At 55.6% G+C, this 24,137-nt stretch carries 24 protein-coding genes and 1 tRNA gene; 13 read left to right on the forward strand and 12 right to left on the reverse strand.

What is annotated here, in order from left to right; translation table 11 throughout:
- Positions 1 to 639: 639 nt before the first annotated feature.
- From ABLV54_RS24020 to ABLV54_RS24060, 9 genes are all read right to left on the reverse strand, one after another.
- A complete protein-coding gene (locus tag ABLV54_RS24020; protein ID WP_123822824.1) occupies positions 640 to 1,785 on the reverse strand; it encodes a hypothetical protein in 1,146 nt (381 codons plus the stop codon).
- Between the two features lie 69 nt (positions 1,786 to 1,854).
- Positions 1,855 to 2,235 carry a hypothetical protein gene (locus tag ABLV54_RS24025; RefSeq protein WP_101881334.1) on the reverse strand — a complete coding sequence of 127 codons (381 nt, stop codon included), beginning with the start codon at positions 2,233 to 2,235 and terminating at the stop codon, positions 1,855 to 1,857.
- Positions 2,228 to 2,434, reverse strand: a complete 207-nt coding sequence (locus ABLV54_RS24030; RefSeq protein WP_123822825.1) for a hypothetical protein — start codon at positions 2,432 to 2,434, stop codon at positions 2,228 to 2,230. Before ABLV54_RS24030 ends, ABLV54_RS24025 begins: the two co-directional genes overlap by 8 nt.
- Positions 2,435 to 2,542: 108 nt before the next feature.
- Entirely contained in the window at positions 2,543 to 2,791 is a 249-nt protein-coding gene (locus ABLV54_RS24035; RefSeq protein ID WP_101881335.1) for a hypothetical protein, read from the reverse strand.
- Positions 2,792 to 2,843: 52 nt separating this feature from the next.
- A complete protein-coding gene (locus tag ABLV54_RS24040; protein ID WP_072001503.1) occupies positions 2,844 to 3,053 on the reverse strand; it encodes an AlpA family transcriptional regulator in 210 nt (69 codons plus the stop codon).
- A 159-nt stretch (positions 3,054 to 3,212) separates the two neighbouring features.
- Positions 3,213 to 3,974, reverse strand: a complete 762-nt coding sequence (locus tag ABLV54_RS24045) for a hypothetical protein (protein WP_101881336.1) — start codon at positions 3,972 to 3,974, stop codon at positions 3,213 to 3,215.
- Positions 3,967 to 5,250 carry an integrase arm-type DNA-binding domain-containing protein gene (locus ABLV54_RS24050; protein ID WP_227835522.1) on the reverse strand — a complete coding sequence of 428 codons (1,284 nt, stop codon included), beginning with the start codon at positions 5,248 to 5,250 and terminating at the stop codon, positions 3,967 to 3,969. Before ABLV54_RS24050 ends, ABLV54_RS24045 begins: the two co-directional genes overlap by 8 nt.
- A 164-nt stretch (positions 5,251 to 5,414) precedes the next feature.
- Positions 5,415 to 5,489: transfer RNA gene (locus ABLV54_RS24055), tRNA-Arg, on the reverse strand.
- An 88-nt stretch (positions 5,490 to 5,577) separates the two neighbouring features.
- Complete coding sequence (locus ABLV54_RS24060) at positions 5,578 to 6,507, reverse strand: formate/nitrite transporter family protein (RefSeq protein WP_023290545.1); 930 nt, start codon at positions 6,505 to 6,507, stop codon at positions 5,578 to 5,580.
- Between the two features lie 289 nt (positions 6,508 to 6,796).
- Between ABLV54_RS24060 and mlaA the strand changes: the two genes are divergently transcribed.
- Entirely contained in the window at positions 6,797 to 7,558 is a 762-nt protein-coding gene (gene mlaA / locus ABLV54_RS24065) for a phospholipid-binding lipoprotein MlaA (RefSeq protein WP_101881368.1), read from the forward strand.
- A gap of 58 nt (positions 7,559 to 7,616) precedes the next feature.
- Here the strand turns inward: mlaA and fadL are convergent, their stop codons facing one another.
- Positions 7,617 to 8,939 (reverse strand): long-chain fatty acid transporter FadL, encoded by a 1,323-nt coding sequence (gene fadL, locus ABLV54_RS24070; RefSeq protein WP_023290543.1) that lies wholly within the window; start codon positions 8,937 to 8,939, stop codon positions 7,617 to 7,619.
- Between the two features lie 373 nt (positions 8,940 to 9,312).
- Here fadL and ABLV54_RS24075 point away from each other — a divergent pair, with 373 nt between their 5' ends.
- The 4 genes from ABLV54_RS24075 to sixA all read left to right on the forward strand — a co-directional run bounded on the left by ABLV54_RS24075 (position 9,313) and on the right by sixA (position 13,905).
- Positions 9,313 to 9,597 carry a YfcZ/YiiS family protein gene (locus ABLV54_RS24075; protein WP_023290542.1) on the forward strand — a complete coding sequence of 95 codons (285 nt, stop codon included), beginning with the start codon at positions 9,313 to 9,315 and terminating at the stop codon, positions 9,595 to 9,597.
- A 158-nt stretch (positions 9,598 to 9,755) separates the two neighbouring features.
- Positions 9,756 to 11,066: an acetyl-CoA C-acyltransferase FadI gene (gene fadI, locus ABLV54_RS24080; RefSeq protein WP_060590095.1), complete on the forward strand. Its 1,311-nt coding sequence runs from the start codon at positions 9,756 to 9,758 to the stop codon at positions 11,064 to 11,066.
- Positions 11,066 to 13,210, forward strand: coding sequence for a fatty acid oxidation complex subunit alpha FadJ (fadJ, locus tag ABLV54_RS24085; protein WP_101881366.1), 2,145 nt, complete (start codon positions 11,066 to 11,068; stop codon positions 13,208 to 13,210). Before fadI ends, fadJ begins: the two co-directional genes overlap by 1 nt.
- Positions 13,211 to 13,419: 209 nt before the next feature.
- The gene (sixA, locus tag ABLV54_RS24090) at positions 13,420 to 13,905 is read left to right on the forward strand and encodes a phosphohistidine phosphatase SixA (RefSeq protein WP_004201794.1); all 486 of its coding nucleotides are present in this window, start codon (positions 13,420 to 13,422) and stop codon (positions 13,903 to 13,905) included.
- A gap of 18 nt (positions 13,906 to 13,923) precedes the next feature.
- Here the strand turns inward: sixA and smrB are convergent, their stop codons facing one another.
- Positions 13,924 to 14,475, reverse strand: a complete 552-nt coding sequence (smrB, locus tag ABLV54_RS24095; protein ID WP_004201792.1) for an endonuclease SmrB — start codon at positions 14,473 to 14,475, stop codon at positions 13,924 to 13,926.
- Between the two features lie 167 nt (positions 14,476 to 14,642).
- Here smrB and prmB point away from each other — a divergent pair, with 167 nt between their 5' ends.
- The 6 genes from prmB to ABLV54_RS24125 are packed head-to-tail and all read left to right on the forward strand — an operon-like array spanning position 14,643 to position 19,200.
- A complete protein-coding gene (gene prmB / locus ABLV54_RS24100; protein ID WP_023290538.1) occupies positions 14,643 to 15,575 on the forward strand; it encodes a 50S ribosomal protein L3 N(5)-glutamine methyltransferase in 933 nt (310 codons plus the stop codon).
- Between the two features lie 42 nt (positions 15,576 to 15,617).
- Positions 15,618 to 16,703 carry a chorismate synthase gene (gene aroC / locus ABLV54_RS24105; RefSeq protein ID WP_044524280.1) on the forward strand — a complete coding sequence of 362 codons (1,086 nt, stop codon included), beginning with the start codon at positions 15,618 to 15,620 and terminating at the stop codon, positions 16,701 to 16,703.
- A gap of 2 nt (positions 16,704 to 16,705) precedes the next feature.
- Entirely contained in the window at positions 16,706 to 17,530 is an 825-nt protein-coding gene (mepA, locus tag ABLV54_RS24110; protein ID WP_123822828.1) for a penicillin-insensitive murein endopeptidase, read from the forward strand.
- Complete coding sequence (locus tag ABLV54_RS24115) at positions 17,530 to 18,339, forward strand: sulfite exporter TauE/SafE family protein (RefSeq protein ID WP_004201787.1); 810 nt, start codon at positions 17,530 to 17,532, stop codon at positions 18,337 to 18,339. Before mepA ends, ABLV54_RS24115 begins: the two co-directional genes overlap by 1 nt.
- The gene (locus tag ABLV54_RS24120) at positions 18,339 to 18,887 is read left to right on the forward strand and encodes an elongation factor P hydroxylase (RefSeq protein WP_023290535.1); all 549 of its coding nucleotides are present in this window, start codon (positions 18,339 to 18,341) and stop codon (positions 18,885 to 18,887) included. The genes ABLV54_RS24115 and ABLV54_RS24120 overlap by 1 nt, the downstream gene beginning before the upstream one ends.
- A gap of 31 nt (positions 18,888 to 18,918) precedes the next feature.
- Complete coding sequence (locus ABLV54_RS24125) at positions 18,919 to 19,200, forward strand: YfcL family protein (protein ID WP_023290534.1); 282 nt, start codon at positions 18,919 to 18,921, stop codon at positions 19,198 to 19,200.
- A gap of 158 nt (positions 19,201 to 19,358) precedes the next feature.
- On the opposite strand, the gene mnmC is transcribed toward ABLV54_RS24125, so the two are convergent.
- Complete coding sequence (gene mnmC, locus ABLV54_RS24130) at positions 19,359 to 21,347, reverse strand: bifunctional tRNA (5-methylaminomethyl-2-thiouridine)(34)-methyltransferase MnmD/FAD-dependent 5-carboxymethylaminomethyl-2-thiouridine(34) oxidoreductase MnmC (RefSeq protein ID WP_060590202.1); 1,989 nt, start codon at positions 21,345 to 21,347, stop codon at positions 19,359 to 19,361.
- Positions 21,348 to 21,505: 158 nt separating this feature from the next.
- Between mnmC and fabB the strand changes: the two genes are divergently transcribed.
- Both fabB and ABLV54_RS24140 read left to right on the forward strand, forming a co-directional pair.
- On the forward strand, positions 21,506 to 22,726 hold the full coding sequence (gene fabB, locus ABLV54_RS24135) for a beta-ketoacyl-ACP synthase I (RefSeq protein WP_002913291.1): 1,221 nt from the start codon (positions 21,506 to 21,508) through the stop codon (positions 22,724 to 22,726).
- A 209-nt stretch (positions 22,727 to 22,935) separates the two neighbouring features.
- Positions 22,936 to 24,111 carry an MFS transporter gene (locus ABLV54_RS24140; protein ID WP_048336254.1) on the forward strand — a complete coding sequence of 392 codons (1,176 nt, stop codon included), beginning with the start codon at positions 22,936 to 22,938 and terminating at the stop codon, positions 24,109 to 24,111.
- Positions 24,112 to 24,137: the final 26 nt, after the last annotated feature.

A 24,137-nucleotide genomic window follows, 5' to 3' on the forward strand; every position in this document is an offset into this window, starting at 1 on the left:
GATGCGTGATCTGATCCTTCAACTCAGCAAAAGTTCGATTTATTCAACAAAGCCTTTCTATGGCTGAAGTCGAAAAGCATCTGGAAGATTGGGAACCTGAACTCGCAGCTTTGACCGCTTCCCTTGCCGCAGAACCGATACCTGAGATCGAACCTCTGGATATTGATTTCGAGTGGTGAAACCACCAGCGGTGATTTTTATGAGCATTGAGCGGGGCGAAATTGCCCCGCTTGTTCTTACAGATAAAAAAATGGTTTTCTTTTGACCTTACGTTGCAAGGTTTATACGGCGTTTTAGCCTCTCATGCCTTATCCGACGTGCTCTCGCTGGACATCAACTGATGATCAAACAGTTCTTATAGAACCAACGTTTTAACGTCAATTTTTTGACTTTTGTTAACCAAAGACCATCAACAAAAAGGTATAAGTCTTTATTCTCTCAATCCAGTTTCTCTCTTCGGATGCCCTTCGAGATAGTTAGCTTTTTTTCTAGGACTTTGGTTTTCCGTTTCCGTCCGCTCTCAACGTTGGCGCGGAGCGCCTAGATTGACCGTGGACGTTTTGCGGCTTTGGCGGTGAATACCGCCGCTTGCGACTACTCTATATCTATGAATTTTACTGGTCGATAACTTAACAACTGTCATTCCTTCATACTACTAACAGAAACTGGTGACCTTCGTCTGGCTGCCCTTACCACTTTCAGGGCGTTACACACCTGTCTGAAAATGGGATCGGCATTGTATCGTTCAGATCTGTTCATTTGCGGCGCTTCCCATTTAGGGAACATATGGTGCATGTCATAGCCTTTGTTGAGTAACAACCGTTCTATTTCGCTCTTTACCTCTTGAGAAGCCCGCTCATGTGCCTGGCGATACAAATCACGCATCTCTATGAGAAATTGCCGTTCTTTCTGTGGCTGGTTGTCAATGACCTGAGCAAGCAACCGCGCAGACTCTGTGCGCGACAACCCAGATATGGTAAAAGGCGAAACCTCCGAGATGGTTCTCTTCGTCTCGTCGTCGCAGCCTTTGGGTCGCTTACTCAGCTTTACACCTCTGGAACTGGAAACACGCTTCATCTCTCGTTTTACTTCTAACCCAATCTCGCGGCTCACCTCGGTAACGATGAACTTAGATTCCTCCCAGCCTCTTGAGCGACCCGTAACGTTAATTACTGACCAGTCTTTGCCTGTCGCTACCGCTCTGTCGTTGAACTCGTCGGGTGTTCCCTTCGATATGTAGCCAAATAATTCAATTGCATCGTAAACGGGTCTGGCGTCCTGCTTGATTCTGGTGCTGATATTCTTCGGCATTTCCTTTAGCCAATAACGGATAACCCTCTCTGCAAATGCTTCCACCTCTGCAATCGTGTCTCCAGGTATATTGGCGACAAGGTGGACGTGCGGCGTCTTTTCATGCCTTGCCCATTCCTGTATGTAGATATACTCTGCGCAGGCGGTTCTCAGAAGCCTTGTTAACCCTATCAACACCTTGTTGAGGTGTCCCGGTTCAATATCGTTCAAAGGCTTCAGCGTGAAGAAATAAGGCGTGCCGGGTGTTTTGTTCAGATCGATAAGGCGGGCGTTTTTCCTGAATGTTGTAAGCTTTGCGGCGCTGTGCGGGAGTCTGCTGGTTTTTCTTTTGGCTTTGCCTGCTCCCATTGATGCTCGATGCTCCGCTGTAATGCTATGCCCCTCTCTGCGCACAAATACGCTGGCGTGGTTGTCATTGGATTTAAAGGCGTGTTTTGCTTTTGGCTTTTCTAGCGATAAGTAGTATGATTTCACAGTGTTTTTCTAATACATTCAACTAGTAAGTGTTACTAGCCCGCTCTGCAAAGCGGGCTTTTCTTTGTCTTAAATCCGAGCTTTCACTGCTGCCAGAACTTCGCCTTTTGCCCCACGGCTGATACCAGTTAAATTGGAAAGCGTCGCAACAAAGCGGTAAAGCTGGCGATATTCACGATTCTTTGTCGCGTCTTCCTTCCAGCCAGATAGAACATCATCGGGGTCATCCCTAAAGCATTGTAAATGACTCTCGGCGATGCTGTAACAGCCTTTCCGGTCTGTGGTGATGGGAATACCCCACTTACAGCGCAACAGCTCCAGAACGCGGCTACGCTCGTGATTTCCGTGTTTCTGCAAAATCCGGTCAAGTTGCTTTGGTGTCAGCCTGCCGCCGTTCAGCAGCTTATTCCGGATCAGCTTGGCTACTTCGGTTCTGGTCAGATTACGCATGTGCACGATCCCCCCAGAAAGACAATGCAAAGGCATCTAGCTGATCAGGTGTCCAGACAAGGCGAGGGCGAGAGCCATTTACACGTGTCTTGATGGGTTTGGGAAAAGTGGGGATGAATCTGCGAAAGTCGAAAAAACGGGCGCGGCTGATATTGAGATGAGCGGCTGCATCGTCTGCAACCAGATATTGATCTTTCACTCTAATTCCTTATAAATATTACCTCTTACATCCTGTAAGAGGTGATTGAGCTTCCTGCTCAATCACGATTAAGATATATCGATAATGTCTTGACTGGCAACCTTTTTACTAACTCATTCTTGTAATGAGATGAGTATTTCCGGTAGAAATTGCCATGAGGTGCTTATCGTTCAAATAAACATCATGGATTATGATGTCACCATCTTCTTGGCGCATAGTGGATTTTGGCAAACTGATCGCTAAACAAAATAAATCAATGTCGACGAATTTTGCTGATTTTATTTCCATGTCATTTAGTATTAATGCTGCTTTGGCTTTCCATGAATGATTTTTGTTCAGCTTGTGAATGCTGTTCATTATTTTTCCGTTTTCATATTGGTGTTTCGTTGTACATAACTAAATAAGTTTGTTAACTGTGGTGGCACTGCCCGTGATTACGAGATTCGGCTATGCGTTGTTCAACCCAATCATCGATTTCGCGTTCAATGAAAGCGATAGCACGAGTGCCTATTTTTACCGATTGGGGAAACTCACCTTTGCTCATCAGAGCGTAGATCCATGCTTTGCTGTAACCAGTACGATTTAATACTTCATGTAAACGAATCAGGGAGTTTTTCATGTTGACCTCGTAATACGTTGCTTGACGATGTGAGGTAGTAAATCATTGTTTTAAATGGAATGTTTGGAAGTTGGTGACTATATTTTTATGACGATGATAGCGCCATTGAGACGCTATTTTTGGATGGATTTTAGCTATTTATGACGATAGCAATCATTTTTATGACGTTTGTTTCTTATGTTTTGATATTTTTTCTAAAAAATTTGGAGCATACTTTTTCACTGCACTATCTAGTATTTTGTGTAATGTGTTTTCTTTGGCTTCAATACCTTCATGTATTGCAAGCGTATCGGCTATTTTTCTATAAATTGCTGACATATTGAGTTCATTAGTAGTGGGGAATTTAAAATCACTACTCGATTCACTCAGAGCAATAGTCAATCCAATTATCATTTTCCACCCGAACTCTCGACCTCGCCAGTGTTCCGCTACACGCTCTGTCCCGATTGATTTTTCATCTATCAGATAATTCATCTCCAATTCTGGGAAGAATTTCACCAATTCAGATCGTCGAAAGAAAAATCCCTCATAATTTCCATACCAAACATCTTCATCGTCTGGATATGGAAAATTTCTACCTTTACGCATGTGAAAAGAGCCTTCATTCCCCGGAATAGGGTTTTCACGATATTCGTAACCCTTCGCAATGTAGCCTAAAAATTCAATACATTGCATTTCGAACTCTTCGCTGGTCGTTAATTCTGACGATCGATCATATTGGTATAAGCCTAAACGACCAAAGGAGTTTAGTTCTGATTTGCTTAATCTGTAGTTGCTTAAGATTGCAGCAGCAATCGTTTCTTTATCAAGATTATCTATATGTTTTTTGTTCTTTATATAAAGCTGATTTATTAAGTTTTCAAAATAAATAGCATCTTCCGAGTTATGAAAAAATGCGGTTAGTCCTGTAACTCTATCCATTGTGATTCAACTTTCCAAATTCATAGGGTGTGACATGTGTTTCGCGATTGGCATCAAGATAATCAGCCCACCATTGCATCATGGTTGCCCGTTCTTCGTTATAGGTTGCATCGCGGCTATAAGTCGCCTTGACATCATTTTTTTCTCTATGGCTCATCTGCCGTTCTATAGCATCCTGTTGCCATAAACCTGACTCATAGAGAGCGCTACAGGCGAGGGTACGAAAGCCATGAGCGGTAGCCTCTTCTTGCGTGTTATACCCCATCAAACGGAGTGACTTATTGATAGTGTTCTCGCTCATCACACCTTTAGGATTGCGTTCGCTTGGAAAGACCACATCATAGTTACCGGTGATTTGCCTTAAACGTTCGATTACAGAAACCGCTTGTCGACTGAGGAAAACAACGTGTTCGACTTTTCCCTTTTTAGTGCCACGATCGGAAAATTTTACGCCCTCGATTAACTCTCTTTTTTTGGGAATTACCCATTGAGCCTCATCAAGGTTAAATTCATTCCAGCGAGCAAAGCGAAGTTCGCTTGAGCGAACAAAGGTCAGCATGGTTAGCTCTATAGCCAGACGTGTTATCCGGTTTCCGTTAAAGCCTGCTAACTTTTGGAAAAATAGGGCTAGGTCACCTGTTTTTAATGCTGCATGATGTTTTGTATCACGCTTCTTTAAACGGATATTGAGGTCATCAGGGATAATCTCAGTTTTAGCACCACTCAATCGAGCGTAGCGCACCACATCTTTTACCCGCTGTTTCAATCGATCCGCAGTATCGTGCTTTCCCATCTCGTGCACTTTCTGAAATAGCGGTGTAATGCTGAAGCTTTCCAGTTTGCGGATATCTAACGCGCCGATGGCAGGAAAAATGTATCGTTCTAAACTGCTTAATACCCGTTTCTGATGATCTGTACTCCACATCTGATGATTTGCCCAGCTGCGTGCGATAGCTTCAAAAGTATAGGTTCCATTCGCCGTTGCTTTTTCTTCTTTCTGCTTAGCTTTCGGATCGATACCTTGGAGGAGAAGACCTTTGGCTTCATCTCGTTTTGCTCTGGCACCAGCCAGATTCAGATCGGGGTATACGCCAAAAGCGAGGCGATCTTCTTTTCTGTCAGAAGGACGACGATACTTCATACGCCAGTATTTAGAACCTGTCGGGGATACTTCAAGATACAAGCCGCCACCGTCAGAGAGTTTGTAACTTTTCTCTTTGGGTTTGGCTGTTTTACAGGTTTGTGCTGAGAGTTTGTCGCGGATGTTTCTGTTCATTTTGGGGGCATATTTTACATCGAACCGGAAGTGCCCCGGATTATGCCCCATACATGCACTGGATTTCAATAGATGTAACTGGACGTCAGGATAACGAAAATCCTTTAATAATCAGGGTTTGATGGGGTTTTGTAGACTAGGGGAGATGTGGCTGGATGTCGATATGGTGTCCCCTGCAGGAATCGAACCTGCAACTAGCCCTTAGGAGGGGCTCGTTATATCCATTTAACTAAGGGGACAAGGCGGCACGAGTATAGCGTTTTTCGCCCGCCTGAGTAATAGCTATACCGTCTGACTGCTTAAACCCTCGCCATTCTGAGCGCTTTTTTATGCCCGGTCGGCATTTTTGGCTTTTGCAGCGGCCTGCGCGCGGGCTTCCGCTTTTCGCTTGTTGCTCATGTCGTTACGGATCTGCGCATGGCTCAGCAGTGCGAAGATGAAGGTCCCGCCGCAGATATTACCCGCCAGCGTCGGCAGGGCGAAAGGCCAGATGAAGTCGCTCCAGGGCAGGCTTCCGTTAAACACCAGATAAAGGATCTCCACCGAGCCCACCACGATATGGGTGGTATCCGCCAGGGCGATAAGCCAGGTCATCAGAATGATCACCACGATCTTGGCGGCGCCGGCGAGGGGAAACATCCAGACCATGGTGGCGACCAGCCAGCCGGAAATAATCGCATTGGCGAACATCTCCGTCGGGCTGTTTTTCATCACATCTTCGGCGATGCTGACGAAGGCCTGGCGGGTCGGCTCATCAAAAACAGGCATATAATTGAAGGCCCATGCGGCCACCGCGGTGCCGATGAGATTGCCCGCCAGCACCACCGACCATAGCCGCATGAGTAAACCGACGTTTCCGGGGGTGGGATTGTGCATCACCGGCAGTACGGCGGTGACCGTATTTTCCGTGAACAGCTGCTGGCGGGCCATAATTACGATAATAAAGCCGAAGGTATACCCGAGGTTCTCGAGTAAAAACCCTCCCGGGATCCCCTCCAGCTTGACGTGAAAAATCCCTTTCGCCAGCAACGAGGCGCCCATCGACAGACCGGCCGCAATCGCAGACCACAGCAGGGCCAGCGCATCGCGCTCCATCTCTTTTTCCCCTTCCTGACGAATATGTTCATGGATCGCCATCGCCCGCGAGGGAAGACGGTCTTCATCCACTTCTATCTCCTCCCCGCGCTGCTTTTCTTCACTTTCGACCTCACGTTCGTCGTCCGCTGGCTTTAATTTGTTATCATCAAGTTCATCCATTTCGTGGCCCTCGCTATCACTCTGTATAGTAATAGCGTAGCGGCTTTACCTGGCGTCTGGCTGGGCATACTCTGAAATCGCAAAAATGGTAACGTCAGATTTTTGTCGCTCCGCTAGAATAGGAGCCCCGCGATCTCGTTATTCCCAGGCTATGATCAAATCAACAACTTGGGTGATATAGACATCGTTCAACGTGCTGTTACAATCGCTCACATCTGTACGGGCGGAAACGTTGTCTTTCCGTCATGGATGGCAACTCGCGATAGCCATAAAAACCAGGGAGACATCTATGAATTATCGCCTGTCGGCGCTTGCGCTTGGCGCCACATTGCTGGTGGGATGTGCCAGTTCCAGCTCTGGCGATCGGCCGCAGGGGCGCTCAGACCCGTTAGAAGGGTTTAACCGCACGATGTTTAACTTCAACTTTAACGTGGTTGATCCTTACGTGCTTCGTCCCGTCGCGGTGGCATGGCGTGACTATGTTCCGCAGCCAGCGCGCAATGGCTTAAGCAACTTCACCAGCAACCTGGAAGAGCCGGCGGTGATGGTGAACTCCTTCCTGCAGGGCGACCCGTATAAAGGTATGGTCCACTTTACCCGCTTCTTCCTGAACACCATCCTCGGGATGGGGGGTCTGATCGATGTCGCCGGGATGGCTAATCCGCAGCTGCAGCGCGTTGAACCGCATCGTTTCGGCAGTACGCTCGGCCACTATGGCGTCGGCTATGGTCCGTATGTGCAACTGCCATTCTACGGCAGCTTTACCCTGCGTGACGAAGGCGGCGATATGGCCGATGGCCTCTATCCGGTGCTCTCCTGGCTGACCTGGCCGATGTCGATCGGCAAATGGGCGGTAGAAGGGATTGAGACACGCGCTCAGCTGCTGGATTCCGACGGCCTGCTGCGTCAGTCTTCCGATCCTTACATTCTGGTGCGTGAGGCTTACTTCCAGCGTCATGACTTTATCGCCAACGGCGGTAAGCTGACCCCGGCGGACAATCTGAACGCCCAGGCCATTCAGGATGAACTGAAAGATATCGATTCACAGTAATCTGCGAATAAAAAAAGGGTGAACATAATGTTCACCCTTTTTTGTTGCGCGCTGCTTATCAGAAGCGGTAGTTGAAGTTGGCGCCGTACAGCCAGGCGGTCCCTTCGGAGCGGAAGGTATACGGGCCTTCCTTGATTTCCACATGCTGCCCGTGCATATAGGAAATCCCGACGTCAACCGACGCATCCTTGTTGAACGCGTAGGTGGTACCCGCGCTCAGCCACAGGCGATCCTGGTCCGGAATGGAAATGGAGCGATTGTTGGCCGGTACCGGGCTGTCGTCGAAGGCGATACCGGTGCGGAAGGTCCAGTTATCGTCGTAATAATAGGTCGTCCCCAGCGCTACGCGGTAGGCGTCCTTAAAGCCTTCCTCTTTATAGAACAGCGTCTGGCCGTTGCTGCCGGTGGCTTTCAGCTCCTGGAACTGGCTCCAGCTGGTGTAGGTCAGACTATAGTGGACCGCCCACTGCGGCGCCACGCGGTTATAGCCCGACAGTTCCCACATTTCCGGCAGGTTAAGGGTCAGTGAACCGCCGGTGGTCTGGCCGTTAGTACCCGCCGGCAGACCGAAGTTGCCAAGGATCTGGTTATAGGCCGCTGGCAGACTGCTGCGATAGTTACCGTCGAAATCGATCTTGACCTCGGAACGGTAGGTTAAACCGTAGCGGTTGTTCTTATCCAGCTCATAGAGGATACCGGCGTTCCAGCCAAAGCCCCACGCATTGCCGTTAAGATGGGCGATCTGCGTGTCGGCTGGGATCTTCGCCACCTGGCCTGCCAGCGCCGGCGGCAGCGCGCCAGAGCCAGCGACAATCTGACCCAGATCGCCTGCATAGCGCTCGATCTTCGCCTTAGCGTAGACCGCATCGAAACCTAAGCCAAAGCTCCAGTTGCTGTCGAGGCGATAGGCGCCGCTCAGGTTGAAGTTAGCCGTAGTCAGGTCGGTTTTACCGCCCATGCTGCCGGCCGCATAATCATCGTTATACTCTGTTGCCAGGCCGTAGTTGGAGGTGATGGACGCCCCCCAACCGAACTGATCGTTAATCGGCGCGACAAAGTGGAAGTTGGGTACCCACGCTGTCGGGGCGATATTGTCCGCATTCAGGCTTTTGCCGGTGGGGGAAGTCCCGGAGACATTGACGCCCGGGTCGACAAAAACGGCGCCCGCCGACATAGTCGGACGGTCAAACATCATAATTAATGCCGGGTTACGACTGGCATTGCCTGCATCGTCTGCGATAGCCCCTTCACCGGAATAGGCCCGACCCAGCCCTGATGAAGAGAATTCGTTGAGCTGGAAGCCTGCTGACCAGGCCTGGGTGGAAACAAGTGCGACAGCCACTGCAAGGGCAGATTGGGTAAAGCGGGTTTTCTGGCTCATGCCCATAACCTCATTGAGTTATTTTTTTTTAAACTATGTTACATGCCGTAACAGAAGCGCGGAAGTGTAGGGTCTGCGGTACAACAGAGAAATCAGACCAGTGCGCTGAGTATAGGTCTGACCAGATGAGTTGTTGCAAGTTTGTTTATGAAGTTTTTCAATTGTGATAACAGAAACGCGATCCAGCTGGCAAAATTGTCGGGGGGAAGGCGGCGGAGAAAAGGTGATTTTTGTTTTAGATCATTTTTAAGTGTGATTTCTGTCACTTAACGCGGTGATAGCGATTATCGGCTGGAGGCAAACCGGAGGGCGGGCGTAAAATAGGCACATTAATTGTCTGGCACCGCAGGTGCATATCCAGAGGAAATCTACGATGAGTAAATGTAGCGCTGATGAAACCCCGGTTTGCTGCTGTATGGATGTTGGGACCATTGTCGACAACACCGACTGCACCGCCTCATACAGCCGCGTATTCGCCAACCGCGCGGAAGCAGAGCAAATGCTCGCCGCGCTGAGCGAAAAAGCCCGCAGTGTGGAATCTGAACCGTGCAAAATTAATCCCGTCTTCGCCGACGTTGACGGCGGCGTAAAGCTGGATATCGATTTTGTGTTTAGCTGTGAAGCCGAATCCCTCATCTTCCAGCTGGGTCTGCGTTGATCCCTCCGCTTAGCGCCCCGTGAACGGGGCGTTATCTTTTCTGTTCAATGTGTTTTGGCTCGCAATTTTTCGCTTCCCCGATTGGCTTAATGTAAAAAATTAGTTAACAATGCTATCAGGTCAGACCACTTGGTTGTCTTGGTTAACAGGGGAGAGTTATGAGTCAGGCATTACCGCTTATCACCCGTCAGGGCGATCGCATTGCCATTGTCACAGGGTTACGCACGCCGTTTGCGCGTCAGGCGACGGCATTTCATGGCGTTCCTGCCGTTGATTTAGGAAAAATGGTGGTTGGCGAAATGCTGGCGCGCAGCGACATTCCTGTGGAAGCCATTGAGCAACTGGTCTTCGGTCAGGTCGTGCAGATGCCGGAGGCGCCGAATATCGCCCGGGAAATTGTGCTCGGTACCGGAATGAGCGTGCACACCGACGCCTACAGCGTCAGTCGCGCCTGCGCCACCAGCTTCCAGGCCGTGGCGAATGTCGCTGAAAGCCTGATGGCCGGCACCATCCGCGCCGGTATCGCCGGCGGTGCCGATTCCTCCTCTGTGCTGCCTGTCGGCGTCAGCAAAACGCTGGCCCGCGCGCTGGTCGATGCGAACAAAGCCCGCACGCTGAGCCAGAAACTGAAGCTGTTTTCCCGCCTGCGGCCGCGCGACCTGCTACCGGTCCCCCCGGCGGTGGCGGAATATTCAACCGGCTTACGGATGGGCGATACCGCCGAACAGATGGCGAAAAGCTGGGGGATCAGCCGGGGACAACAGGATGCGCTGGCGCATCGATCACACCAGCTGGCGGCTAAAGCCTGGGAAGAGGGAAAGTTGTCCGCGGAGGTGATGACCGCCTATGCGCCCCCCTTCCGCCAGCCGCTGGAGCAGGACAACAACATCCGTAAAAATTCAACCCTCGCAGATTACCAAAAGTTACGCCCGGCCTTCGACCGTAAACATGGCACCGTTACCGCCGCCAACAGCACGCCGCTGACGGATGGCGCGGCGGCGGTGATCCTGATGACCGAGTCGCGGGCCAAAGAGCTGGGTCTGACGCCGCTGGGTTATCTGCGCAGCTATGCCTTTACCGCCATCGACGTCTGGCAGGATATGCTGCTGGGGCCCGCATGGTCCACGCCGCTGGCGCTGGAGCGCGCTGGCCTGACGCTGGCGGATCTCACGCTTATCGATATGCATGAAGCTTTCGCCGCGCAGACGCTGGCCAATCTTCAGTGTCTGGCAAGCGACCGCTTTGCCCGCGAGGTGCTGGGGCGTGCGCAAGCCACCGGTGAGGTGGATGAGAGTAAATTTAACGTCCTCGGCGGCTCTATCGCCTACGGTCATCCCTTTGCCGCCACCGGCGCGCGGATGATCACCCAGACGCTGCATGAGCTGCGGCGACGGGGAGGGGGATTTGGTCTGGTGACGGCCTGCGCGGCAGGCGGTCTGGGCGCGGCGATGATTGTGGAGGCTGAATAATGGATACGGTTTCCGCTTTTAAGCTTGAGGTCCGTGCGGACAACATCGCGGTGATTACCATCGATGCCCCGGGTGAAAAAATGAATACCCTGAAGGCCGAGTTCGGCAATCAGGTGCGGGGACTGATACGCCAGATACGCGACGATAAGTCGGTGCGCGGCGTGGTATTTATCTCCGCCAAAGCCGATAACTTTATCGCCGGCGCAGATATCAACATGATTGCCCGCTGCCGCAGCGCGCAGGAGGCGGAAGCGCTGGCCCGCCAGGGGCAGCAGATTATGGCCGAGATCCATGGCTTGTCGATTCCGGTCATTGCCGCCATCCATGGCGCTTGTCTGGGCGGCGGACTGGAGCTGGCGCTGGCCTGCCATGGCCGCATTTGTAGCGATGACGAAAAAACCCGACTCGGGTTGCCGGAGGTACAGCTTGGCCTGCTGCCGGGTTCCGGCGGGACGCAGCGTTTACCGCGGCTGATCGGCGTCAGCACGGCGCTGGATATGATGCTCACCGGCAGGCAGTTACGGCCGCGCCAGGCGCTGAAGGCCGGTCTGGTGGACGAGGTGGTGCCGCAGACAATTTTACTGCAGGCGGCGGTGGAGCTGGCGCTGAAGGGGCGCCCGGCCAGCCGCGAGGTGCCTGTTCGCGAACGCGTGCTGGCGGGCCCCCTGGGTCGCCATCTGTTATTCCAGTACGTCGGCAAGCAAACGCAGCGCAAGACCCAGGGCAACTACCCGGCGGTGAAGCGAATTTTGCAGGTCGTCGAGAATGGTCTGGCCCATGGCTGCAGCAGCGGTTACGCCGAAGAGGCCCGCGCGTTTGGCGAACTGGCGATGAGCCCGCAGTCGCAGGCGCTGCGATCGATCTTCTTTGCCAGTACCGATCTGAAAAAAGACCGTGGCGCCGAGGCGGAACCCGCTCCGCTGAGAAGCGTTGCCGTCCTGGGCGGCGGCCTGATGGGCGGGGGGATCGCCTATGTGACTGCCTGTAAAGGCGGACTGCCGGTGCGAATCAAAGATATTCAGCCGGGCGGGATCAACCATGCCTTAAAGTACAGCTGGGATCTGCTGAACAAACAGGTTCGCCAGCGTCGACTGCGCCCCAGCGAGCGCGATCGTCAACTGGCGCTGATCACAGGCACAACCGACTATCAGGGCTTTACCCATCGCGACGTGGTGATTGAGGCGGTATTCGAGGACCTGGCGCTGAAACAGCGGATGGTCAGTGAAGTGGAGCAAAACGGCGGGCCGCAGACTATCTTTGCCTCGAATACCTCGTCGTTACCGATAGGCGATATAGCCGCCCATGCCAGCCACCCTGAGCGGGTGATCGGCCTGCACTTTTTCAGTCCGGTGGAGAAAATGCCGCTGGTTGAGGTGATCCCGCATAATGGAACCGATCCGCAGACCATCGCCACGGTGGTGCAACTGGCTAAACGTCAGGGGAAAACGCCGATCGTGGTGGCGGACAAAGCGGGCTTCTATGTGAACCGCATCCTCGCGCCTTATATAAATGAAGCGATGCGCCTGCTGGTGGAGGGAGAACCGGTTGAGGTGATTGATAAGGCGCTGGTGAAATTCGGCTTCCCGGTGGGACCGATTCAACTGCTGGATGAAGTGGGTATCGATACCGGCACCAAAATTATTCCCGTGCTGGAGAAGGCCTTTGGAGAGCGTTTCAGCCCGCCTGCAAACATCATTGACGCGATTTTGAAGGACGATCGCAAAGGTAGAAAAAATAATCGTGGTTTCTATCTTTATGAGACAAAAGGGCGTAAAAGCAAAAAACGGCCCGACCCGGCAGTCTATCAGCTGCTGGGCATCGACCGCCCCCAGTCGCGGTTGTCCGCGCAGCAGGTGGCGGAGCGCTGTGTGATGATGATGCTTAACGAGGCGGCGCGCTGCTTTGATGAGCAGATTATCCGTAGCGCGCGCGATGGTGATATCGGCGCCGTATTTGGTATAGGGTTTCCGCCATTTCTTGGCGGCCCGTTCCGGTATATGGATACTATCGGCGCGGGTGAAGTTGCCGCGATCCTGCAGCGCCTGGCCGCCCAGTACGGCCCACGTTTTACACCCTGTGACACTTTATTACGCATGGCCGAACAGGGGACCACCTTTTGGCCAGCGGATGAACGGATGACCTAAGTTATGGTCAAAGAAGGTAAATCCGGCTGCGGATGACGCTGTTGATTGGCTGTTTTGTAAACAATCATTGACTATACTTACGCCATTGAGGTAAAAAACAGCGTTTCATTCGTTGAATGGATCAGGCACAATGCCCGGCCACCGGGTCACCTGCGTATTGTCTTCGCAGGCCAAACTACGGTGCTTCTGGTTAACAAAAGCGGTGCAATATGCAAGTTTTTATTATGCGTCACGGCGACGCTGCCCTCGATGCAGCCAGCGACTCGGTTCGTCCATTAACCGTATGCGGTTGTGATGAGTCTCGTCAGATGGCAACCTGGCTGAAAGGTCAAAAAGTGGATATTGAGCGCGTTCTTGTCAGTCCCTATCTGCGTGCGGAACAGACGCTGGATATTGTTGGGGAGTGCATGAACCTGCCGAAACATGTCGACGTGATGCCGGAACTCACGCCGTGCGGCGATGTGGGAATGGTGAGCGCCTATCTGCAGGCGCTGGCAAATGAAGGCGTGGCGACGGCGCTGGTCGTCTCCCACCTGCCGCTGGTGGGGTACCTGGTCTCAGAGCTGTGCCCGGGGGAAACGCCCCCGATGTTCACCACCTCGGCTATCGCCTGCGTTAATCTGGACGCCGACGGCAAGGGTGAATACCTCTGGCAGAAAAGCCCCTGCAATCTCAAGATGGCCAACGCCATCTGACGACCCCGGAGCTCGCCGTCAAGGCAGCTCCGGCGGTTGCCACTCCTCGACCTCAATCAGAATCAGCAGTGCGGCGTCACCGCCGTACTCTTTTGGCGCCTGATGAAAAGCCATGATGTGCGGATGCTGCGCCAGCCACAGCGGGGTTTGCTGTTTGAGAATGTGCTTACCGTGCCCGTGCATCACGCAGGCGCAAAACACATGCTCGCGGCGGCAGGCGGCAATCAGCGCGCCCAGTTCCTGTTTGGCCTGCTGCTGGGTGAGCCCATGCAGATCGAGAAACAGTTCCGGCGAATAATCCCCACGGCGCAGCTTTTTCAGCTCAAAATGGCTGACGTCGGCGCGGACATATTTTGTCGAGCCTTCGGTATTCAGTAACGGCTGAAACTCATCGGAAAAATAGTGGCTGTTGTCGGCCTGTTCCTGCAGCAGACGCTTAGGGGCAACCTCGGTGATTTTCTTGCGCTGCGGGCGGTGAACGATGGTGTCCTGTTTGATCTTCCGCGTGCCGGTCATCAGCTGACGGAACAGCGCCTGATCCTCCTCGCTAAGCGATGTCTTCTTTTTCATTGTCCGCCCTCATTAATACTTTGCGCTAGTTTACCCGACTCAATATCCCTTCGGGCAAGGAAAACCTGTTTTTTCCCCCGCCACCCCACGCAAGAATGCTGATTTATCGCCGTCTTCATGGCACACTAGCCGCCGAATTTATAGCAGAGTGTGCCCTGGAGGATGTCGTGGATAAAATTTTTGTTGATGAGGCAGTCAATGAGCTGCATACCATTCAGGACATGCTGCGCTGGGCGGTAAGCCGTTTCAGCGCTGCTAATATCTGGTACGGTCACGGGACTGACAACCCATGGGACGAGGCGGTACAGCTGGTGCTGCCTTCGCTGTATCTGCCGCTGGATATTCCGGAAGATATGCGCACTGCGCGCCTGACCTCCAGCGAGAAACACCGCATTGTAGAGCGGGTGATTCGCCGCGTGAACGAGCGTATTCCCGTCGCCTATCTGACCAACAAAGCGTGGTTCTGCGGCCATGAGTTTTACGTCGATGAGCGAGTGCTGGTGCCGCGCTCCCCGATCGGCGAACTGATCAATAACCAGTTTGCCGGGCTGATTACCCATAAGCCGCAGCATATCCTTGATATGTGCACCGGCAGCGGCTGCATCGCCATTGCCTGCGCCTATGCCTTCCCGGAAGCTGAAGTCGACGCCGTGGATATCTCCCCGGACGCGCTGGCCGTCGCCGAGCACAATGTGGAATCCCATGGCCTGATCCATCATGTGACGCCGATCCGTTCCGACCTGTTCCGCGACCTGCCGAAGCTACAGTACGATCTGATCGTCACTAATCCGCCGTATGTCGATGAAGAGGACATGGCCGATCTGCCGGAAGAGTATGAGCATGAGCCGGTTCTGGGTCTGGCCTCCGGAAGCGATGGCCTGAAGCTGACGCGCCGCATCCTCGGCAATGCGCCGGATTATCTCAGCGACGACGGGATTCTGATTTGTGAAGTCGGTAACAGCATGGTACATCTGATGGAGCAGTATCCGGACGTGCCGTTTACCTGGCTTGAGTTTGATAACGGCGGCGACGGCGTTTTTATGCTGACCAAACAGCAGCTGATTGACGCTCGCGCGCACTTCGGTATTTATAAAGACTAAAAAAAACAACACGCCAACATAACGACAAAGAATGGAGCCGTGATGGCAGGAAATACAATTGGACAACTCTTTCGCGTCACCACCTTCGGCGAGTCGCACGGCCTGGCGCTGGGCTGCATCGTTGACGGCGTGCCGCCGGGCATTCCGCTGACCGAAGCCGATCTGCAGCACGACCTCGATCGTCGTCGCCCGGGTACCTCGCGTTACACCACGCAGCGTCGCGAGCCGGATCAGGTCAAAATCCTCTCCGGCGTCTTCGAAGGCGTCACCACCGGGACCAGTATCGGGCTGCTGATTGAGAACACCGATCAGCGCTCGCAGGATTACGGCGCGATCAAAGATCTGTTCCGTCCTGGCCATGCGGATTACACCTACGAACAAAAGTATGGTCTGCGCGACTATCGCGGCGGCGGTCGCTCCTCCGCCCGCGAAACCGCGATGCGCGTGGCGGCCGGGGCGATTGCCAAAAAATTCCTCGCCGCGAAGTTCGGCATCGTCATTCGCGGCTGCCTGACGCAGATGGGCGACATTCCGCTGGCCATTAAAGACTGGGATCAGGTTGAACAGAATCCTTTCTTCTGCCCGGACCCGGAGAAAATCGACGCTCTCGATGAACTGATGCGCGGTCTGAAAAAAGAGGGCGACTCCATTGGCGCCAAAGTGACCGTCGTCGCCGACGGCGTACCGCCGGGCCTTGGCGAGCCGGTCTTTGACCGCCTTGACGCCGATATCGCCCACGCGCTGATGAGCATCAACGCCGTGAAAGGCGTGGAGATTGGCGACGGTTTCGACGTGGTGAAGCTGCGCGGCAGCGAAAACCGCGATGAGATCACCAAAGCCGGATTCCAGAGCAACCACGCCGGCGGCATTCTTGGCGGCATCAGCAGCGGTCAGCAGATCGTTGCCAACATCGCGCTGAAGCCGACCTCCAGTATTACCGTTCCCGGTCATACCATTAACCGCTTTGGCGAAGAGGTGGAGATGATCACCAAAGGGCGTCACGATCCGTGCGTCGGCATACGCGCCGTACCGATCGCTGAGGCGATGCTGGCGATTGTCTTAATGGATCACTTTATGCGTCAGCGCGCGCAGAATGGCGACGTGACGACGACAATTCCACGCTGGTAACCATGAAAAACACCGTTATCGCCCTGCTGGCGCTGCTGGTCAGCGCCGGCAGCCTGGCCGCCACGCCATGGCAGAAGATATCTCAGCCAATCGGCGGCAGCGCGCAGTCGATTGGCGCGTTCTCCAATGGCTGTATCGTTGGCGCCGAGGCGCTGCCGCTGAACGCCGCCGGCTATCAGGTGATGCGTACCGATCAGCGTCGCTACTTCGGTCATCCGGATCTGGTTCAGTTTATTCAGCGCCTGAGCAATCAGGTGCACAATAAAGGCATGGGGACCGTGCTGATTGGCGACATGGGGATGCCGGCAGGCGGCCGCTTTAACGGCGGCCACGCCAGCCATCAGACGGGCCTCGATGTCGATATCTTCCTCCAGCTGCCGCAGACGCGCTGGACTTCGTCCCAGTTGCTGAAGCCGCAGGCCCTGGATCTGGTCGCCAGCGATGGCAAACGCGTGGTGCCGTCGCTGTGGAGTCCGCAAATCAGCCAGCTGATCAAGCTGGCGGCGGAAGATAGCGAAGTGACCCGCATCTTCGTCAACCCGGCGATTAAACAGCAGCTGTGTCTGGATGCGGGCAACGACCGCCAGTGGCTGCGCAAAGTTCGTCCCTGGTTCCAGCATCGCGCCCATATGCACGTCCGTCTGCGCTGCCCGGCGGGCAGCCTGGAGTGCGAAGATCAGGCGCCGCCGCCGGCCGGCGATGGCTGCGGTGCGGAGCTGCAGAGCTGGTTCGAGCCACCTAAACCCGGGTCTACCCCACCTGTGAAGAAGACGCCGCCGCCGTTGCCGCCTTCCTGCCAGGCGCTACTGGATGAGCATGTGCTGTAATGGATAGTTTTATCGAGTTGTTTTCCGTATCGCCGCTGGTGCTGGTGGTGCTTTTCTTTGTCGCCATCCTGGCCGGTTTTATTGACTCACTGGCCGGGGGCGGGGGCTTACTGACCGTGCCGGCGCTAATGGCCGCCGGTATGCCGCCGGCCCAGGCGCTGGCGACCAATAAGCTGCAGGCCTGCGGCGGATCGCTGTCGGCGACCCTCTATTTTGTCCGCCGCAAGGTGGTCAATCTCGCCGATCAGAAGCTGAATATTCTGATGACCTTTATCGGTTCAACCGCCGGCGCGCTGCTGGTTCAGCACGTGCAGTCCGATATTCTTAAGCAGATCCTGCCATTGCTGGTGATCGGCATCGGTCTCTATTTTCTGCTGATGCCGAAACTGGGCGAAGCGGACCGACAGCGTCGGCTCTACGGCCTGCCGTTTGCGCTGGTCGCCGGCGGCAGCGTCGGGTTTTACGATGGCTTTTTCGGCCCCGGCGCCGGTTCGTTTTATGCGCTGGCGTTTGTCACCCTGGCCGGGTTTAACCTGGCGAAGTCGACGGCCCACGCCAAACTGCTCAACGCCACCTCGAACGTCGGCGGCCTGCTGCTGTTTATTATCGGCGGAAAGGTTATCTGGGCTACCGGCTTTGTGATGATGGCCGGCCAGTTTATTGGCGCCCGCGCCGGCTCCCGGCTGGTGCTGAGCAAAGGGCAATCGCTGATCCGACCGATGATCGTTATCGTTTCGGCGGTGATGAGCGCGAAACTTCTCTACGACAGCCACGGGGCTGAGATTTTGCAGTGGTTGGGAATTCATTAATGCAACAGCAACACCATTATCAGCAGCTTATTGACCTCTTCAACAGCTGCTTTGCCGCAGATTTTAATACTCGCCTGGTGAAAGGCGACGATGAGCCGATTTACCTCCCGGCGGACGATGACACGCCATATCACCGTATCGTCTTCGCGCACGGTTTTTTTGCCAGCGCTCTGCACGAGATCTCCCACTGGTGCATCGCCGGCAAAGCCCGCCGCGAGCTGGTGGATTTTGGCTACTGGTACTGTCCGGACGGCCGCGATGCGATGACCCAAAGCCAGTTTGAGGACGTGGAGGTGAAACCGCAGGCCCTGGAGTGGCTGTTCTGCGTGGCGGCGGGATTTCCGTTTAACGTCAGCTGCGACAATCTGGAAGGTGACGTTGAACCCGATCGCATCGCCTTTCAGCGCCGGGTACATGCCCGGGTGATGACTCTGCTTGAACAAGGGATCCCCGAACGTCCGGCGCGTCTTATTCGCGCATTACAACACTATTATCAAACGCCGCCATTGACGGCAGAACACTTTCCGTGGCCGGAAGACCTGCACTAAGGCCACACATTACATGACAAGAGGTAAGATGATGATCGCGGAGTTTGAATCACGCATTCTGGCGCTGATTGACAACATGGTAGACCACGCCAGTGATGATGAACTGTTTGCCGGCGGTTATCTGCGCGGCCACCTGACGCTGGCGGTGGCTGAGCTGGAAGGTGAGGGCGAACATTCAGCGGAAGCGGTACACAGCAAAGTCAGCCATAGCCTGGAGAAAGCCATCGGCGCTGGCGAACTGTCGCCGCCGGACCAAATTCTGGTGCAGGGCATGTGGGAAAACCTGTATCAGCAGGCGAAAAATCAGGCCTGATCCATGATGTAGGTCGGATAAGCGTAGCGCCATCCGACACGCTAACGGCGCAACCAGGATTTACCCTGTTTGCGCTGTGCTTCGCCGGGCTACCGCGTTGGTCGCCCGGATGAGGCCGGGAATGTCGCGCTTCCCAGGATTTTTCTCCCCTTGCGCTGTTACTTCACCGCTTTTCCCTTCAGCAGTTTTCTCACCCATAGCCGATTCGGATTCAGCGCCGCCAGGGTGCCGCTATCCAGCGGCAGCGGTTCAGCGCTCATCTGCGCCGCCAGCAGCTCAGCGCTTAACGGCGCGGTGCAAATGCCTCGCGATCCGAGGGCGCCAAGCATAAACAGGTTATGAAAGACCGGCGCGCTACCGGCGTTATCCTGCCGTTCGTGGAGGCTGGCGTATTGCGTCAATGTCGCCGCATAGTCCGGCACGTTGCCGACCATCGGCAGATGATCGCGGGTGGCGCAGCGCACGCCGCAGCGGGCGTCACTGGCGCTAATATCCACGTCCTGCGGCCACTCCGCGCCCGGGAAGCAGTCGATCAGCCGTTGCCGGTTGTGCTGCTGATCTTCTTCGCTGAAGGTGGTGTCGGTTTTGCCGCGATGGTAGCTGGCGCCAATGCAGTGCTGCTGATTTTGCGGATTCTGCGGCGTCAGGTAGCCGTCGTAGCACAGCACCTGGCGCAGGGCGGAAAGCCGTGGGGTGGTGGGTATATGGCTGACCTGGCCGCCAACGGGGTAGACCGGCAACGGCGCGGTTTGCGCAAAATCCGATATGCGGTGGCCGTTGGCCAGCACGACCGCCTGATGATAGCGCTGCTGGTTGAGCAGCCAGCCATCGCCCTCCGCGCTCAACGTCTCGACCTGATAACCATAATGCACGTGCAGTCCGCGAGTCGCCGCCAGCGCCAGCAGCTCGGCGGTGAGCTGCTGCGGGCACAGCCAACCGCCGGCCGGATAGGTTATGCCGCCGCAGCCGGTCTCGACGCCGGTCAGCTCCGCAGCCTGCTCCGCCGTCACCGCGCAGGCGATATCAGGGGGCAGCTCCAGGGCCAGCATCTGATTGATTTTGTGTGCGCTTTTTTCATCCCAGCCAAGCTGGGTGACCCCGCACCATTGATGATCGAACAGCACCGGCAGCGCGTCGTAGGTGCGGCGGGCGAAGGTAAAGGCGGCCGGGAAAAAGCGCGCCAGCGCCGGATCGTGCTGGCTTAACAGCGGGTAGAGCGCGCCCTGGCGATTACCGGAGGCGCCCTGCGCCGGGGCGTCGTCCGCACAGTAAAGGGTCACCTGCCAGCCGCGACGCAGCAGCGCCAGGGAGAGCAGGGCGCTGGCGATACCGCCGCCGACGATGGCCGCCTCGCGGGCCTCGCTCCCGGGGCGGGCGAACCAGGGCGCGCGCGCCGGAAAGGTCAGCGTTTGCGCCATCTCGCCGGTCAGCATCTCCCGTTTGCGGCCGAAGCCTTTGGTTTTACGCAGGGTGAACCCGGCTTCCTGCAGGCCGCGGCGGACAAAACCGGCGGAGGTAAAAGTGGCCAGCGTCCCGCCAGGACGCGCCAGGCGCGCCATGGCATTGAACAGATCCTGGGTCCACATGTCGGGATTTTTCGCCGGGGCAAAGCCGTCGAGAAACCAGGCGTCCACCTGCTGATTCAGCGAATCATCCAGCTCTCTGGTCAGCTCGTTGATATCGCCAAACCACAGATCGAGCGTGACCCGTCCGCCGTCGAGCAGCAGACGATGGCATCCGGCGAAGGCCGAAGGCCATTGCGCCTGCAGCTGTTCCGCCCATGGGGCCAACTCTGGCCAGCGCTGGTGCGCCAGGCGGAGATCTTCCGCCTTCAGCGGATATTTCTCAAAACTGATGAAATGTAACCTTTGCAGGGTAACGTCCGGGTTATCGCGAACAAAAACGTCAAACGCCTGCCAGAGGGTGAGGAAATTGAGCCCGGTGCCGAAGCCGCTCTCCGCGACGATCAACAGCGGGCGAGGGTGGCTGGAGAAGCGCTCCGGCAGATGATTTCCGCCGAGAAAGACGTAGCGTGTCTCTTCCAGACCGTTGTCATTGGAAAAGTAAACATCGTCAAAATCTCGGGAAACAGGTGTACCCTCAGCATTGAATTCCAGGTTGGCGGGTTGTATAGCGTTTTGTTTCACGTAAGTTACTCGAATCACAAGGCGTAGCGCGATCTTAGCGATGTGTGCCTGAGGGCGCAAATTTATACACAAAATGTCTGATCGGACTTGTTCGGCGTACAAGTGTACGCTATCGTGCGACACGAAACTTAAAATAGTGCGACTTACAGAGGTATTTAATGAAACGTGCAGTGATTACTGGCTTGGGCATCGTTTCCAGCATCGGTAATAACCAGCAGGAAGTCCTGGCATCTCTGCGTGAAGGACGTTCAGGGATCACTTTCTCTCAGGAGCTGAAAGATTCAGGGATGCGCAGCCACGTATGGGGCAACGTCAAACTGGATACCACTGGCCTCATTGACCGCAAAGTAGTGCGCTTCATGAGCGACGCCTCCATCTATGCTTACCTGTCCATGGAACAGGCCGTTGCCGACGCAGGTCTGGCGCCGGAAGCATACCAGAATAACCCGCGTGTCGGCCTGATCGCAGGCTCCGGCGGCGGCTCCCCGAAATTCCAGGTCTTCGGCGCCGATGCCATGCGCAGCCCGCGTGGTCTGAAAGCCGTGGGTCCGTATGTGGTCACCAAAGCGATGGCTTCCGGCGTTTCCGCCTGCCTCGCCACGCCGTTTAAAATCCACGGCGTTAACTACTCCATCAGCTCCGCCTGCGCCACTTCCGCACACTGCATCGGTAACGCGGTAGAGCAGATCCAGCTGGGCAAACAGGATATCGTCTTTGCCGGCGGCGGCGAAGAGCTGTGCTGGGAAATGGCCTGCGAGTTCGACGCCATGGGCGCGCTGTCCACCAAATACAACGACACGCCGGAAAAAGCCTCCCGCACCTATGACGCCAACCGTGACGGCTTCGTTATCGCCGGCGGCGGCGGTATGGTCGTGGTGGAAGAGCTGGAACACGCCCTGGCGCGCGGCGCGCACATCTATGCGGAAATCGTCGGCTACGGCGCAACCTCCGATGGCGCAGACATGGTAGCCCCATCCGGTGAAGGCGCTGTGCGCTGCATGCAGATGGCGATGCACGGCGTTGATACCCCGATCGACTACCTGAACTCCCACGGTACTTCCACGCCGGTCGGCGACGTGAAAGAGCTGGGCGCGATCCGCGAAGTGTTCGGCGACAACAGCCCGGCTATCTCGGCGACCAAAGCAATGACCGGTCACTCGCTGGGCGCTGCTGGCGTGCAGGAAGCTATCTACTCCCTGCTGATGCTGGAGCACGGCTTTATCGCGCCGAGCATCAACGTCGAAGAGCTGGACGAGCAGGCTGCCGGTCTGAACATCGTCACCAAACCGACTGACGCTAAGCTGACCACCGTGATGTCCAACAGCTTCGGCTTTGGCGGCACCAACGCCACGCTGGTGATGCGTAAATACAACGCCTAATCGGCACGCGATGCACTGAGGGGAGCCACCGGCTCCCCTTTTTTGTCATCTTGACAGGGTAAGAGCCCGCAGGCACACTGCTGGCGGATCCATTAGTCTCTCCACTAATGCGTAAGCGTTTAACGTCAACCAACGCGCCTTAACCCTGATAGTCAGGTGGAGGGGGCGTGTCGCTTTGCTCGCCTTACTCTGCGAATCTGGAGTAATGCATGTCCGCAGTCACTGAAACAACATCTCATTCTTCCGCGAATTTTTCGCTTTTTCGCATTACGCTCGCCGTCTTTTTGACCTATATGACCGTCGGTTTGCCGCTGCCGGTGATCCCGCTGTTTGTCCATCAGGAGCTGGGATTGGGTAACACCATGGTCGGCGTAGCGGTGGGGATCCAGTTCCTCGCCACCGTTCTTACCCGCGGCTACGCCGGGCGCCTGGCAGACCAGTACGGCGCCAAACGCTCCGTCCTGCAAGGGATGCTGGCCTGCGCCCTGGCCGGCGCGGCCTGGCTGGCCGCTGCGCTGCTGCCGCTGCCGGTGTTCGCGAAGCTGGGCCTGTTGCTGCTGGGCCGCCTGATCCTCGGGTTTGGCGAAAGCCAGCTGCTGACCGGCAACCTGAGCTGGGGGATGGGGCTGGTGGGGCCGGCCCGCTCCGGCAAAGTGATGTCATGGAACGGCATGGCGATGTACGGCTCGCTGGCGGTGGGCGCCCCGCTGGGATTGTTAATTTACAGCCACTTTGGCGTGGCGGTCCTGGCCTGCGTCACCATGGGACTACCGCTTGTCGCCTTGCTCATCAACGGCACGGTGCGCAAAGTGGCGGCGCACGGCGGCGAGCGGCCTTCACTGTGGAGCGTCATCGGCATGATCTGGCGGCCGGGTATTGGCCTGGGCCTACAGGGCGTCGGCTTTGCGGCGATCGGCACCTTCGTCTCTCTCTATTTTGCCAGTCAGAACTGGCCGATGGCCGGATTTACCCTGACGGCGTTTGGCGGCGCCTTTGTGCTGATGCGGGTGCTGTTTGGCTGGATGCCGGATCGGTTTGGCGGCGTTAAAGTGGCGATGGTCTCGCTGCTGATAGAGGCGGTCGGTCTGACGCTGCTGGGGCTGGCGCCCGGCGTCTGGGTGGCGCTGGCCGGCGCGGCGCTGACCGGATGCGGCTGTTCGCTTATTTTCCCGTCGCTTGGCGTGGAGGTGGTGAAGCGCGTCCCGGCGCAGGTGCGCGGCACTGCGCTCGGCGGCTATGCGGCCTTTCAGGATATCTCTTATGGCCTGACCGGGCCGCTGACCGGTCTGCTGGCCACTTCGCTGGGCTACTCGTCGGTATTCCTTGCCGGCGCCCTCTGCGCGGCGCTGGGGATCCTCGTCACCCTCATCTCATTTCGCCGCTAGGTTGTTGTCAGGCCAGAAATCGCCGT

Source organism: Klebsiella sp. JB_Kp042, assembly GCF_040065275.1.
Classification (GTDB): domain Bacteria; phylum Pseudomonadota; class Gammaproteobacteria; order Enterobacterales; family Enterobacteriaceae; genus Klebsiella; species Klebsiella quasipneumoniae.

What these genes read in the sequence shown, in the direction of transcription:
- fabB (WP_002913291.1), top strand. Translation starts at nt 21,506, where the DNA reads ATGAAACGTGCAGTGATTACTGGCTTGGGCATCGTTTCCAGCATCGGT.
- ABLV54_RS24035 (WP_101881335.1), bottom strand. Translation starts at nt 2,791, where the DNA reads ATGAACAGCATTCACAAGCTGAACAAAAATCATTCATGGAAAGCCAAA.
- ABLV54_RS24060 (WP_023290545.1), bottom strand. Translation starts at nt 6,507, where the DNA reads ATGGATGAACTTGATGATAACAAATTAAAGCCAGCGGACGACGAACGT.
- fadL (WP_023290543.1), bottom strand. Translation starts at nt 8,939, where the DNA reads ATGAGCCAGAAAACCCGCTTTACCCAATCTGCCCTTGCAGTGGCTGTC.
- smrB (WP_004201792.1), bottom strand. Translation starts at nt 14,475, where the DNA reads ATGAAAAAGAAGACATCGCTTAGCGAGGAGGATCAGGCGCTGTTCCGT.
- ABLV54_RS24115 (WP_004201787.1), top strand. Translation starts at nt 17,530, where the DNA reads ATGGATAGTTTTATCGAGTTGTTTTCCGTATCGCCGCTGGTGCTGGTG.
- mlaA (WP_101881368.1), top strand. Translation starts at nt 6,797, where the DNA reads ATGAATTATCGCCTGTCGGCGCTTGCGCTTGGCGCCACATTGCTGGTG.
- ABLV54_RS24075 (WP_023290542.1), top strand. Translation starts at nt 9,313, where the DNA reads ATGAGTAAATGTAGCGCTGATGAAACCCCGGTTTGCTGCTGTATGGAT.
- fadI (WP_060590095.1), top strand. Translation starts at nt 9,756, where the DNA reads ATGAGTCAGGCATTACCGCTTATCACCCGTCAGGGCGATCGCATTGCC.
- ABLV54_RS24120 (WP_023290535.1), top strand. Translation starts at nt 18,339, where the DNA reads ATGCAACAGCAACACCATTATCAGCAGCTTATTGACCTCTTCAACAGC.
- ABLV54_RS24125 (WP_023290534.1), top strand. Translation starts at nt 18,919, where the DNA reads ATGATCGCGGAGTTTGAATCACGCATTCTGGCGCTGATTGACAACATG.
- mepA (WP_123822828.1), top strand. Translation starts at nt 16,706, where the DNA reads ATGAAAAACACCGTTATCGCCCTGCTGGCGCTGCTGGTCAGCGCCGGC.
- ABLV54_RS24025 (WP_101881334.1), bottom strand. Translation starts at nt 2,235, where the DNA reads ATGCGTAATCTGACCAGAACCGAAGTAGCCAAGCTGATCCGGAATAAG.
- fadJ (WP_101881366.1), top strand. Translation starts at nt 11,066, where the DNA reads ATGGATACGGTTTCCGCTTTTAAGCTTGAGGTCCGTGCGGACAACATC.
- ABLV54_RS24050 (WP_227835522.1), bottom strand. Translation starts at nt 5,250, where the DNA reads ATGAACAGAAACATCCGCGACAAACTCTCAGCACAAACCTGTAAAACA.
- ABLV54_RS24045 (WP_101881336.1), bottom strand. Translation starts at nt 3,974, where the DNA reads ATGGATAGAGTTACAGGACTAACCGCATTTTTTCATAACTCGGAAGAT.
- ABLV54_RS24040 (WP_072001503.1), bottom strand. Translation starts at nt 3,053, where the DNA reads ATGAAAAACTCCCTGATTCGTTTACATGAAGTATTAAATCGTACTGGT.
- ABLV54_RS24140 (WP_048336254.1), top strand. Translation starts at nt 22,936, where the DNA reads ATGTCCGCAGTCACTGAAACAACATCTCATTCTTCCGCGAATTTTTCG.
- aroC (WP_044524280.1), top strand. Translation starts at nt 15,618, where the DNA reads ATGGCAGGAAATACAATTGGACAACTCTTTCGCGTCACCACCTTCGGC.
- sixA (WP_004201794.1), top strand. Translation starts at nt 13,420, where the DNA reads ATGCAAGTTTTTATTATGCGTCACGGCGACGCTGCCCTCGATGCAGCC.